General features: G+C 54.3%; 9 protein-coding genes. 8 read left to right on the forward strand and 1 reads right to left on the reverse strand.

The window, feature by feature from the left end:
* The first annotated feature begins 176 nt into the window (after positions 1-176).
* From QZQ29_RS06830 to QZQ29_RS06855, 6 genes are all read left to right on the forward strand, one after another.
* Positions 177-1,343 (forward strand): iron-containing alcohol dehydrogenase, encoded by a 1,167-nt coding sequence (locus tag QZQ29_RS06830; RefSeq protein ID WP_296961564.1) that lies wholly within the window; start codon positions 177-179, stop codon positions 1,341-1,343.
* A gap of 137 nt (positions 1,344-1,480) precedes the next feature.
* The gene (locus tag QZQ29_RS06835; protein WP_296961568.1) at positions 1,481-2,827 is read left to right on the forward strand and encodes an MATE family efflux transporter; all 1,347 of its coding nucleotides are present in this window, start codon (positions 1,481-1,483) and stop codon (positions 2,825-2,827) included.
* 449 nt (positions 2,828-3,276) lie between these two features.
* Positions 3,277-3,783: a pyridoxamine 5'-phosphate oxidase family protein gene (locus tag QZQ29_RS06840; protein WP_296961570.1), complete on the forward strand. Its 507-nt coding sequence runs from the start codon at positions 3,277-3,279 to the stop codon at positions 3,781-3,783.
* Between the two features lie 1,017 nt (positions 3,784-4,800).
* Entirely contained in the window at positions 4,801-6,549 is a 1,749-nt protein-coding gene (locus QZQ29_RS06845; protein WP_296961573.1) for a 2-oxoacid:acceptor oxidoreductase subunit alpha, read from the forward strand.
* Between the two features lie 2 nt (positions 6,550-6,551).
* Positions 6,552-7,418 (forward strand): 2-oxoacid:ferredoxin oxidoreductase subunit beta, encoded by an 867-nt coding sequence (locus tag QZQ29_RS06850; RefSeq protein WP_296961576.1) that lies wholly within the window; start codon positions 6,552-6,554, stop codon positions 7,416-7,418.
* A gap of 55 nt (positions 7,419-7,473) precedes the next feature.
* Positions 7,474-8,532, forward strand: coding sequence for a tetratricopeptide repeat protein (locus tag QZQ29_RS06855; RefSeq protein WP_296961578.1), 1,059 nt, complete (start codon positions 7,474-7,476; stop codon positions 8,530-8,532).
* Between the two features lie 1,084 nt (positions 8,533-9,616).
* On the opposite strand, the gene QZQ29_RS06860 is transcribed toward QZQ29_RS06855, so the two are convergent.
* The gene (locus QZQ29_RS06860) at positions 9,617-10,084 is read right to left on the reverse strand and encodes a PaaI family thioesterase (RefSeq protein ID WP_296961580.1); all 468 of its coding nucleotides are present in this window, start codon (positions 10,082-10,084) and stop codon (positions 9,617-9,619) included.
* 231 nt (positions 10,085-10,315) lie between these two features.
* Between QZQ29_RS06860 and hslV the strand changes: the two genes are divergently transcribed.
* A complete protein-coding gene (hslV, locus tag QZQ29_RS06865) occupies positions 10,316-10,846 on the forward strand; it encodes an ATP-dependent protease subunit HslV (RefSeq protein ID WP_008859332.1) in 531 nt (176 codons plus the stop codon).
* Positions 10,846-12,201, forward strand: a complete 1,356-nt coding sequence (gene hslU, locus QZQ29_RS06870) for an ATP-dependent protease ATPase subunit HslU (protein ID WP_296961589.1) — start codon at positions 10,846-10,848, stop codon at positions 12,199-12,201. Before hslV ends, hslU begins: the two co-directional genes overlap by 1 nt.
* Positions 12,202-12,736 lie beyond the last annotated feature (535 nt).

The following is a 12,736-nucleotide window of genomic DNA, read 5'->3' on the forward strand; positions in this document are numbered from 1 at the left end:
AGGAATCAGTCGACGCGAATAGCGAGCTATTTAAGGAGACTGATGACGTAGCATTGGATAAAAATACATATGAAATTCGATTCTGCGAATTAATCAGTGCTTCCTTAGGATATAGACAGAAAATCACTTGTAAGCAGGGGAGATTATAGATATCTTCCCATGAGAAGGAGACTGAAATGTTAGATAATTTTTCTTATTGCAACCCCACCGCCCTCTACTTTGGTAAAGATGCCCTGTCCTATCTTCCGGAAGAACTGGCAAAGCAGGGGACCCATGTGGCCCTGGTCTATGGCGGCGGCTCCATTAAAAGGAACGGCATTTATGACAAGGTCATGGACATCCTGAAAGCAGCAGGCAAAGAAGTGACAGAAATCTCCGGCGTCATGTCCAACCCCACCTCCGACAAGCTGGCGGAAGGGATAGAAATCGCAAGGAAAGGCCATGTGGACTTCATCCTGGCCGTAGGCGGCGGTTCCTGCTGCGACTATGCCAAGGCCCTTTCCGTATCCATCCACTACGACGGCGACCCCTGGGACAAATATTTCCTGAAGATGGAAGAACCGGACTGTGAAATCGTTCCGGTGGGCTGCGTCCTCACCATGGTGGGCACAGGCTCTGAAATGAACGGCGGCTCCGTCATTACCAACCACGCCCAGAAGCTGAAAATCGGTCACGTCTTCGGCACGGAAGTGATGCCCCGTTTCTCCATCATGAACCCCGAATTTACCATGACCGTACCCCATTACCAGATGATTTCCGGCATTTACGATATGTTCAATCACATCTGCGAACAGTACTTCTCCGGCACCGATGACAACACCAGCGACTACCTGGCTGAAGGCCTCATGCGCTCCGTCATCCACGCCTCCCTCGTGGCCGCCGAAAACCCGAAGGACTATGAAGCCAGAAGCAACCTCATGTGGGATGCCACCTGGGCCCTCAATACCTTAATCGGCAAAGGCAAGACCCAGGACTGGATGGTCCATATGCTGGGACAGGCCGTAGGTGCTCTCACCAACGCCGCCCACGGCATGACCCTTGCTGCCGTATCCCTGCCCTACTATCACCACATCCTGCCCTACGGTCTTCCCAAATTCAAGCGCTTCGCCCTTACCGTATGGAATGTGAACTCCGAAGGAAAGACTGACGAAGAAATCGCCAAAGAAGGTCTTGCCGCCATGGAAAACTGGATGAAGAAACTGGGCCTGGTCATGAATATCACCGACCTTGGCGCCACAAAGGATATGATTCCGGACCTGGTGAAGGGCACCCTTATCCTGGAGGGCGGCTACAAGAAACTTACCCCTTCTGAAATCGAAGAAATCTTCAAAGAAAGTTTTTAAAAGAAGCCTTCCATTTCATAAGAGCTGATTTCCCCTTTTCTCCCGTGAAGAATTTTTCCCGGGAAGAAATGATATAATACAGGAGAAAGGCGTCGGCTGACAGCCGGCGCCTTATTTATGGCGGCAAAGGAGGATACATGATGAAGAAAATGGACATGCTGCATGGTTCCATTGCAGATAAAACATGGACCTTTGCCCTCCTGCTGGCGGTGACAGGCATATGCCAGCAGCTTTTTAACGCGGCGGACATCCTCATCATGGGCCGCTTCGTAGGGAAGACCGCCATGGCGGCGGTGGGGAGCAATGCGCCGGTGGTAGGTATCATCGTCACCTTCTTCATCGGCATCTCCCTGGGCGCCAACGTGGTCATTTCCCAGCTCACCGGCAGAAGGGACAGGAAAGGCGTTACCAGGGCAGTGCACACCGCCATTCTCTCCGCCCTCTTCGGCGGCCTTATTATGACCGTGCTGGGGGAGCTTGCGGCAGCGCCTTTGATGGACATCCTCTCCGTACCGGAAGAAGTGAAGCCCATGTCCCTCCGGTACCTTCGTATCATGTTCCTCGCCCTGCCGGGCATCCTCATGTACAACTTCACCTCCGCCATCTACCGGAGCCAGGGCGACACCAGGACACCCTTCCTATGCCTTATCACCTCCGGCATGGTGAAAGTGGCATCCAGCCTTTTCTTCGTGCTGGTCATGGATATGGACGTAGGCGGCGTGGCGGCTTCCTCCGTCTGCGCCACCCTTTTAAGCTCCCTCATGCTGCTCACCCTTCTCTCCCATACCAACCTTTCTGTCCACGTATCCCTGAAAGAAGCGGTCTTTGACAGGATGATGCTGAAGGAAATCTTATCCGTGGGGCTGCCGGCAGGCCTGCAGGGCGCCGTTTTCAGCCTCTCCAACATCGTTATCCAGTCCGCCATCAACAGTCTGGGCGAAGAAGTGATGGCGGCGTCGGCGGCAGCCTTCAACCTGGAAATCATTGCGTACTACGTCATCAATGCCTTCGGCCAGGCCTGCACCACCTTCACCGGCCAGAACTACGGCGCCCGCCTTTTCAGCCGCTGCCGGAAAATCTTTTGCATCACCTTCCTCCAGGGCTTCGGTGCCATGGCGGCGGTCTGCGGCGTGGTCCTCTTCTTCGGTACGCCCCTCCTTACCCTCTTCAGCACAGACAGCAAAGTCATCGACTACGGCTATATCCGCCTGGAATACATCCTGGGTGCCGAAGTGCTGAACCTCATCATCGAAATGGTATCCGGCTTCCTGCGGGCCTTCGGTAAATCCCTCCTCCCCGCCATCATCGTCACCGCCGGCATCTGCGGCTCCCGTATCCTCTACGTGGCCACCATCTTCCAATGGAAAGCCGACTTCCACACCCTCATGGCCGTCTATCCCTTAAGCTGGCTCCTCACGGACCTGGGCATGGCCGCCGTCCTCCTCTACTACAGGAAAATATATATGGCAGAAGATGGGAAATAGAAAAAGGCACCCTCAGAAGGGGCGCCTTTTTGATTGGGAAAAAACCTGTATGTCACAAGTGGAAAACATAGAAAATGATTCTGCCCCCCAGTGGAAACGAGAGAAAGCGCTGCTAACCCTTGCGCCCCCTTGAGGGGGAGAGGGCCACGAAGTGGCGCGGGGGTGCTGGAGGGTAAGCAACGAAAATGACACGCATGCCAAAGCAGGCTGCCAACCGCACCCCTTTTTTATTATTATTTGCGGCGAAGACGCCACCACACCCTTTGAACCCTCTGAACCTTCTGAACCCTTTGAACCCGGGCCACGCAGTGGCCTCCTGGCCGCCACCACAACCCTCGGCCCGAAGGGCCGTCAAACCTAAGAACCTTCCGGCCGACAGGCCGGTCAATCTTAAGAACCTTTTCATTTTCCCCCATGCTATAATAAATCAAAAAAGGAGGAAAACTGCCATGGATATAACAAGACGGCCCATGCGGCGGAAGGACAGGCTGGTGACGAAAGAGGCGGACATCCGCCGCATTCTGGATGCCTGCGGCATCCTGCACCTGGGACTCTACGACGAAGGACGGATTTACGTGGTGCCGGTGAACTATTCCTATACCTACGAGGACGGAAAACTCTCCCTCTTCTTCCACGGCGCCACAGCGGGACTGAAAAAGGAACTCATCGAAAAGGACGGCCGGGCGGGCTTTGAAATGGACACCGGAGAAAAGGTCATTCCCCACGCCACAAACCCCGCCCTCTACACCAATGCCTACATGAGCATCATTGGCAGCGGCCGTATTTCCATCATTACAGGAAATGAAGAAAAGAAGGAAATCCTCACATCCTTCATGAAGCAGATTTCCGGAAAAGACTGGACCATCACCGATGGTATGCTGAGGGGCTGCGAAGTCTACCGCCTGGACGCCAACGAATTCCAGGCCAAGAAGAACTGCCCGGTGAAAAGAAAGTGAAAAAGAAAATCAAAAGGACGCCCTGTAAAAGGCGTCCTTTTGTAAAGGCTTCATTCTGCCAGCCGGATGGGGCAGGGCAGCAGGCACATGAAAAAAGCCTACCCAGGCTTGAGGAGGCTTTCTTCAAATATTAAACATTGAGGGAGCCGTTTCCTCCAGCAAGGGAAATCATATAAACGGCTGTCTCACTGCCATTATTATACCATAGGAATGCAAGAGAAAGGAATGCAAGAGAAAACAAAGCACTGCGAATGGAAAGGGGCTTTGTTTTTTTATTGTTTTTATTTCAGGAGACTATGGGGCTGGGCAGTGCTCTCAATCCGTATATTTAGCGGCAGCGACAGAAAAAACTTCACAGCCGGGCTGGAACCCGTGGAAATGCCACCTCTGCCGCCTGCGGCGGCGTCTCCCCACGGGAAAGCGTCTCACACGATTCTCAGAATGGAGTATCACATCCGCGCTTCACCCCGTACACCCTTTGCCGCTTCGCGGCGTTCGCCCCGGTGGGAAGCGTGTCACTTGATTCTCAGTCGCCTTTGGCTCCCTACGAATCAAGTTCCCTTGCCACCTCAAGGGGAAACGAGGGGAAGCGGCGCTATTCCTTGCGTCCCCTTGAGGGGAAGAGGGCCACGAAGTGGCGCAGGGGTGTAGGGGGCTGCAAGTCGAAAATGAAACTCCATGCTGAACTGTCCGCCGAAAGGCAATCTATAAATTTGCGCCGAAGGCGCCACCACACCCTCTGAACCCTTTGAACCTTCTGAACCCTCTGAACCCTCACGCCTGCCAAGGCGTGTCAAATGGCGCCACCACAACCCTCAGCGCCGCAGGCGCTGTCAAACTTAAAACCCTTAAGAACCCTCGGGGAGAAGCCCCGTCCAACTTATTAATATTTACCCAAGATTTCACAGCCCCAAGGTGGTATAATAAAAATGTGTGAGTATGTGTAAAAGCGATTCACCTATATATATTTCTTACTTTTTACATTTCCCGTGATTCATCACCAAGGAGGCAGATGGAGTGGAAACGAAACGTGATTTTATTTGGAAAATGGGCGGACAGCAGGGACAGGGCGTAGAGTCCTGCGGCGAGATCCTGGGCCGTGTACTGGCGCAGGAAGGCTATTCCCTGTTCAGCCAGCGCCTTTTTGCATCCCGCATTAAGGGCGGCCATACAACCATTGCCCTTCGCATTGCCACAAAGGAAGTGGCTACCATCGGCGAGCATGTGGACTGTCTGGTGGCCCTGGACCAGGAGACCATTGATCTCCATGGCAAAGAAGTACCGGAAGGGGGCGTCATCATCGCCGACGATGCCTTCCATCCGAAGTTTGAAGCCCACAGCGGCCGCATTATGCTGGCCCTTCCCATTACGGAACTGGCAAAGAAATACGGCAGCCTGCAGATGAAGAACATTGCAGCCCTGGGCATGAGCGCCGGCGTTTTGGGATTCCCGGAAAATCCCTTCTACGGCTTCATTGCAGACCGTTTCGCTAAGAAGGGCGAAGAAATCATTACCAAGAACAAGGAAATTTTCAAGGAAGGCTATGACACCGCCATTACTGCCATGCACGGCGTGGAACTGGGCCATCTGGCGACTCCGCCGAAGAAAGACCAGCTCTATCTTCTGGGCAACGAAGCCGCCGCTTTGGGCGCCATTTCCGCCGGCTCCCGCTTCATGGCTTCCTACCCCATTACCCCGGCCTCTGAAATCATGGAATACATGATTAAAGTGGTTCACAAAATCCACGGCACCGTGGTGCAGACGGAAGACGAACTGTCTTCCTGCATGATGGCCATGGGCGCCGGCTATGCAGGGGTGCGCGCCTTCACCGCCACCTCCGGCCCCGGGCTCTCCCTTATGGCCGAATCCATTTCCATGGCAGCCATGGCTGAAATCCCGGTGGTCATCATCAATGTCATGCGTGCTGGCCCCTCCACCGGCATGGCTACGAAAGTAGAACAGAGCGACATCCGCTACGCCATTGCCTCGGGCCACGGCGATGCGGAAAAAATCGTGCTGGCCGCTTCCTCCATTGAAGACTGCTACTACATCACCCAGGAAGCCTTCAACCTGGCCGAAGAATTCCAAACCCCCGTCATTGTCCTCTCGGACCTCCAGTTCGGCATGTGCAAACAGTCCGTACCGGCCTTCGACCTGAACCGCGTAGGAATCAACCGCGGCAAACTTCTGACCGATGGCCTGCCGGAACTGGACACCAAGAAAAAAGCCTACTTCCACCGCTTTGAAGACAGCGAAGACGGTATTTCCCCAAGAACCATTCCCGGAGTGAAGAACGGCATGTTCCTCTCCACAGGCCTGGAACACAACGTATTCGGCAAGCCCGCTGAAGGACAGGCCGACCGCGTCATGGAAATGGAAAAACGGCACCGGAAATTTGCAGCCGTACCTAATGCCATGAAGCCATTCTATGTGACCCATGAAGACACAGACACCGACCTTCTCCTGGTAGGTATTACCTCCACCAACGGAGCCCTGGAAGAAGCGGTGGAAGAACTGGAAGCAGAAGGAAAGAAAGTCAACCACCTCCAGCTCCGTCTCCTTTCCCCGTTCCCCACAGAAGCCCTCCGTCCCTACATCGAAGGCGCCAAGAAAGTTCTCATCGTAGAAGAAGACCTGACAGCCCAGCTCCGCGAACTCTTCGCCATCCACTTCGACTGCCATGACAAACTGCTGTCGCTCCTCCAGTACGACGGCACACCATTTACCACTTCTACCATTGTGAACAAAGCCAAGGAGGTCTTCTGATTATGGCTTCACCGAGAGACTATAAAAATACAATCGTACCGAACTGGTGCCCCGGCTGCGGCGACTACGGCATCCAGAACGCCATTTCCGCCGTCTGCGCCAAAAAAGGATGGGCCAACGAAGAAATCACCCTGATTTCCGGCATCGGCTGCTCCTCCCGTATCGGCGGCTACCAGTACTGCTACGGCGCCCACACCACCCACGGCAGGGCCCTTCCCTTCGCCCAGGGTATCAAATGCGCCAACAAAGACACCCACCTCATCGTATGCTCCGGCGACGGCGACTCCTACGCCATCGGTCTCGGCCACGCCATGCATGCCATGAAGAGAAATATGGACATCACCTACCTGGTATTCGACAACCAGGTCTACGGACTCACCAAAGGCCAGACATCACCGGCTTCCTCCAAAGGCTTCGTCACCAAGACCACCCCCGACGGAAACCCATTGACCCCGCTGGCTGTACCGGCCATGGCCATTGCCGCCGGTGCCACCTTCGTCGCCCAGGCCTACGCCATCGACGGCAGGAACCTGGTGGACATCATCGAAAAAGCAGTGGACCACAAAGGATTCTCCTACGTGAACATCTTCACCCCCTGCGTCACCTTCAACCACATGAACACCGTCCAGTGGTACAACGAACACCTGAAAAAGATTTCCGATGTCCGCGAAAACTATGACCCCACCAGCAAAGCCGAAGCCTTCCACCTCCTGGCGGAAACAGACAGCCTTGTCACCGGCGTCATCTACGAAGAAAAAGAAGGAATCCCCTTCGGCGACATCGTTCCGTCCAAAGACGTACGGCTCATTGACCACGTAGAAAAGCCCTCCGAAGCACTCTTCGAAGACCTCTGCAAAGAATTCAGATAATCTTCACGAAAGGGCAAGCCTTTCTGGAGAAATTTCAAAAAGGAGCAGGACTATTATGGCATCTGATCGAATGATGGAATATTACTACTCCATGGGGCAGGACTGCCTTCATATGGGGGATATGGACGAGGCAGTAGCATACTTCAGAAAGGCAGCCAATATGGGCGCCAGAGAAGCAGCCTATGAAATCTACGTCCTGGGCCGCCAATGGGAAAAAGGCGACGGCGTGGACAAAGACGAAAACAAAGCGGAAAACTGCTACAAAATCAGCGTAGAATACGGTATCGAAGACGCAGGCCTGCAGCTGGGCAAACTCTACCTCCGCGGCATTAACGGGAACAAACCGAACCCAAGAAAAGCCAGGAGAATGCTGGAGCACTGCTCCGACGACGGCAGCGCCGAAGCCGCCTCCCTTCTGGGAAAAATCTACGACGAAGGCATCATGGGCAAAGTCAACTACGACAAAGCCTTCCGCTACTACCTCCTCGCCGCAGAGCGCGGCGACAGCGGCGCCATGCTTATGACCGGCATGTTCTACGCCTCCGGCACCAGCACCCAGAAAGACCTCTCCGCCGCCGAAATGTGGATACGGAAAGGAAGAGACGCCGGCGACCCCGACGGCGACATGACCCTCCGTGGCTTCCTCTCCGTGGCCTGCGGAGAATACATTACCGGTGCCGCCGGCAGCACAGACCCCGGAAAAGCCTGGCACATGGCAGAAGAAGCTGAAACCCTGGGAGACAAAGAAGCCTTCCTTCGCCTGGGCCTCGCCTTCAGCCACAGCACAGACAAAGACCACGCAGCCAAAGCCTTCGAATGCTACAAACGGGCCGGCAGAAATGAAATTCCCGCAGCCTGGTCCGCCCTGGGCCTCTGCTACGAAGCAGGCATCGGCGTGGACGAAGACATCGGCGAGGCAGTGAAACTCTACAAAAAAGCCGCCGAAAAAGGAGACCCCTTCGGCATGGCCCACTACGGCTATGCCCTCTCCAGCGGCGAAGGAGTAGAAAAAGACGAAAAAGCCGCCATGCAGTGGCTCATCAAAGCCGCCATGAAAGGCGACATGGGCGCCATCCACATCCTCAAAGAAGACTACAACTACGAACTCCGATAAAAGGGGCATCAAAAAAGACCGGCCGCCGCCGGTCTTTTTTGATGGGGAGAGAAGAACCGTAAAAATAAGTTTCTCTCTGCTTAGCACGGGTTGTTCTGCCCCCGCTTGCGGGGTGGCAAAGGAACTGGATTCGTAGGGAGCCGTAGGCGACTGAGAATCCAGTGACATGCTTCCCTTTAGGAGAAGTCCTGCGCAGCGGGCAAGGGGGAGCCGCCGCAGGCGGCTGATTTAGCAGAATGGTACATGGAGGGTTGATAAAAATCGCTTTATCGCTGCAAACCTTGCGCCCCCTTGAGGTGGCAAGCAAACGTGATTTGTAGGGGAGCGTCAGCGACCTGAAAATCACGTGAGACGCTTCCCAGAGGGGCGGAGAGGGCCACGAAGTGGCGCGGGGGTGCTGGAGGGTAAGCAGCGAAAATGACACACACGTCAAAGCGGGCAGGATAGGTCTGAAAAAAGTCATAAGTATTCTTATCACTCCGGCGGCCCCCCTTTGGTGGCTGACGGCACCACCTTCCTCCACGGGAAAGGGTTCACACGATTCTCAGGTCGCTTCCGCTCCCCTACGAATCCGGTTTGCTGGTGTGACTCGTGTTTGCTTGCCACCCCGCTTCGCGGTGGGACTATGGGCGCTGGACAATGTGCCACACATGTCTCTGAGGGAGAGCACAGAGAGGCCCATTCTGCCACCCTTTAGAAGAAGTCCCGTGCAGCGAGCAAGTGGTGGCCGCCGAAAGGCGGCCTATAAAACTGCACCGAAGGCGCCACCACAATCCTCGGCCCGAAGGGCCGTCGCCCCCTGAGCGAAGCGAACATAACCCTTCTCCAAAACCCGCGGCGAAGCCGCGCCCCTTTTGTATTTGCGGCGCCAGCCGCCACCACAACCCTATGAACCCTTTGAACCTTCTGAACCCTCACGCCCGAAGGGCGTGTCCGTTGGCGATTCCACAACCCTCATCCCAAAGGGCTGTCAAACTTTAGAACCTTAAGAACCTTCGGGCCGAAGGACCGTCAATCCTCACGCCACAGGCGCGCCCAAAGGGCGCAGAACCCTCTGAACCCGGGTCGCATGGCGGCCCTTCATTCATCCATTCCAGCGGCGCGGGATTTCCGTGAACCGGTCCACCACCATCATGGTGGCAAGGATGTTGGACATGAGATTGTTTTCTTCATCAAACATGTCGGCAGTGATGACGATGGTGGAGTGGCCGTTGTGGGTGATGTGGCTGGTGACGCGGATGGTTTCTCCCGGTTTGGCGGTGCGGATGAAATTCATGGTCATGGCCACGGTGACCACAGAGGCGCCTACGGAGGCGCTGGTGACACCGGTAACGGAATCAGCCAGGGCAGCCAGCACACCGCCATGGAGGCGGCCCCGGTGGTTGTTATGTTTCATGGGGTCCGTCTTCAGGCTGACGGTGACACTGCCGCAGTGGATTTCATCAATGTGGATATGGAAATAATCTGACATAAACCGATTGTCTTTATAAATGTCCCGGATATGCTGCCTGATTTCCTCCGGGTCCCTGAGCTGTTTCATATTGGTATTCATAGTATTCCCATCCTTTTCTGAAATTTCATATGTTATTCATCATGATAACGGTGATGGAAGAAGATTGCAAGACAAGGAGGAAATAAGTTTCCTGTCGGTAGGAAACACCAAAGCGCCAAGCCGGACAGGAGCCCTACCCATTGTTTCCTCTGTAACGTATAATATAGATAGAAATGGAGAACTGCCGAAGGGCAGTGTTTTTATAGACATAGAAGTGATGAAGGAGGAGTTATGTTTACAGCGACAACCATACTGGCAGTGAAGAAGGACGGTCATACGGCCATGGCCGGTGACGGACAGGTGACCATGGGGAATGCGGTGATTATGAAGAACACCGCCCGGAAGGTGCGGCGGCTGTACCATGGCAAGATTATTGCAGGTTTTGCAGGTTCCGTGGCAGACGCCTTTTCCCTTTTTGATAAATTTGAAGCGAAGCTCCGTGACTGCAACGGCAATCTGGTGCGGGCAGCTGTGGAATTTGCCAAGGACTGGCGCAGCGACCGGGTGCTTCAGAAGCTGGAGGCACTTTTGATTCTTACCGATGGGGAGCACCTTTTCCTTGTTTCCGGCAGCGGGGAAGTGATTGAGCCGGATGACGGCATTCTTGCCATCGGAAGCGGCGGCAACTATGCCCTTTCCGCAGCCAGGGCCCTTTCACAGAATACAGACCTGTCCGCCCGGGAAATTGCGGAAAAATCTCTTCATATTGCAGCGGATATCTGCGTATACACCAATCATAACGTTATTGTGGAGGAAATCTGATGGAAGAATTAACACCCCGTAAGATTGTAGAATACCTGGACCATTACATTATCGGCCAGAAGGACGCCAAGCGGGCGGTGGCGGTGGCCCTTCGGAACCGCTGGAGGGCAGGGCAGCTTTCTCCTGAACTGGCAAAGGAAATCAGCCCCAAAAACATTCTCCTCATCGGTCCCACCGGCGTAGGCAAGACGGAAATTGCCCGGCGGATTGCCTCCCTGACCCATGCACCCTTTGTGAAGGTGGAGGCCACCAAGTACACCGAAGTGGGCTATGTGGGAAGGGATGTGGAATCCATGGTGCGGGACCTTGTGGAAGAAGCGGTGCGCCTTGTGAAAAAAGAGGAGTCCGCTTCCCACGGCAGGGACGCCGAAGAAGAAGCGCTCCGCCGCATTGCGGAAGCCCTGTGGCCTTCCAAAAAGCCGGAAACCAGAAGCCCCATGGACATCATTTTCGGTGAAAAACAGGCGGACAAGCCGGAGGATGAAGGAGAGAAACAACGCCGCAAAGAACTGATTGAAAGAATCAGGAGCGGTGAACTGGATGAGAGGGAAATTGAAATCAAGGTGGAAGACAAGGGCAGCGCGCCGCAGTCGGATAATGAACAGGCAAACCAGATTTCCATCATGATTGCCGGCATGATGCCTAAGAAAATGAAGAAAAAGAAGGTCACCGTCCGGGCGGCAAAGAAAATCCTGATGGAAGAAGCGGCCGATGAAATGGTGGACATGGAAGTGGTGAAGGACCGGGCCATCCACTACGCCGAAGAAAGGGGCATCATCTTCATCGATGAAATCGATAAGATTGCAGGCAGAACCGGCTCCTCCGGCGGCCCCGACGTATCCCGGGAAGGGGTGCAGCGGGACATCCTCCCCATTGTAGAAGGGGCCACGGTGAAGACCAAGTACGGCCAGGTGAAAACGGACCACATCCTTTTCATGGCAGCCGGCGCTTTCCATGTATCCAAACCAAGCGACCTCATTCCGGAGCTCCAGGGCCGTTTCCCCATCCGTGTGGAACTGTCCAGCCTGACCAAGGAGGATCTCCGTAAAATCCTCACAGAACCCAGGCAGGCCCTGATCCGCCAGTACACCGCCCTTCTGGAAACAGAGGGTCTCCATGTGTCCTTCTCTGAAGACGCCCTGGATACCATTGCAGAAATCGCGTCGGACGTGAACTCGGAAACCGAAGACATCGGCGCCAGAAGACTCTATACCATACTGGAAAGAGTGCTGGAAGACCTCTCCTTCGACGCACCGGACATGAAAGAAAAAGAAATGGTGGTAGACAGCGCCTACGTAAGAGATAAACTCGGAAGAATCAGGGAAAATATCGATATTTCAAACTATATCCTTTGAGAAAGAACCCGGCAGCGGAAGGCTGCCGGGTTCTTAGGTTTCCTGCCGGTAAGAAACACCAAAGCGTCAAGCCGGATAGGAAACCCTACGCGAACAGTTTCCTGTTGGTAAGAAACAGCAAAGATTCAAGCCGGATAGGAAACCTTTCGCAAATAGTTTCCTGTTGGTAAGAAACAGCAAAGATTCAAGCCGGATAGGAAACCTTTCGCCAACAGTTTCCTGTCGGCAAGGAATACCATGGATTCAAGCCGGATAGGAAACCTTTCGCAAATAGTTTCCTGTCGGCAAGGAATACCATGGATTCAAGCCGAATAGGAAACCCTTCGCGAACAGTTTCCTGCCGGTAAGAAACACCAAAGCGTCAAGTCGGGTAGGAAACCCTCCGCAAACAGTTTCCTGCCGGTAAGAAACACCAAAGCGTCAAGTCGGATGGGAAACTTTTCGCAAACAGTTTCCTGTCGGTAAGAAACACCACAGTGTCAAGCCGGATAGGAAACTGTTTGCAAATAGTTTCCTGTCGGTAAGAAACACCAAA

This window comes from uncultured Dialister sp. (assembly GCF_900538805.1).
GTDB lineage: Bacteria > Bacillota > Negativicutes > Veillonellales > Dialisteraceae > Dialister.

Bases quoted from the DNA above. Each gene is read 5' to 3' on its own strand.
- QZQ29_RS06860 (WP_296961580.1), bottom strand. From the start codon at position 10,084: ATGAATACCAATATGAAACAGCTCAGGGACCCGGAGGAAATCAGGCAG.
- QZQ29_RS06830 (WP_296961564.1), top strand. From the start codon at position 177: ATGTTAGATAATTTTTCTTATTGCAACCCCACCGCCCTCTACTTTGGT.
- hslV (WP_008859332.1), top strand. From the start codon at position 10,316: ATGTTTACAGCGACAACCATACTGGCAGTGAAGAAGGACGGTCATACG.
- hslU (WP_296961589.1), top strand. From the start codon at position 10,846: ATGGAAGAATTAACACCCCGTAAGATTGTAGAATACCTGGACCATTAC.
- QZQ29_RS06835 (WP_296961568.1), top strand. From the start codon at position 1,481: ATGATGAAGAAAATGGACATGCTGCATGGTTCCATTGCAGATAAAACA.
- QZQ29_RS06850 (WP_296961576.1), top strand. From the start codon at position 6,552: ATGGCTTCACCGAGAGACTATAAAAATACAATCGTACCGAACTGGTGC.
- QZQ29_RS06840 (WP_296961570.1), top strand. From the start codon at position 3,277: ATGGATATAACAAGACGGCCCATGCGGCGGAAGGACAGGCTGGTGACG.
- QZQ29_RS06855 (WP_296961578.1), top strand. From the start codon at position 7,474: ATGGCATCTGATCGAATGATGGAATATTACTACTCCATGGGGCAGGAC.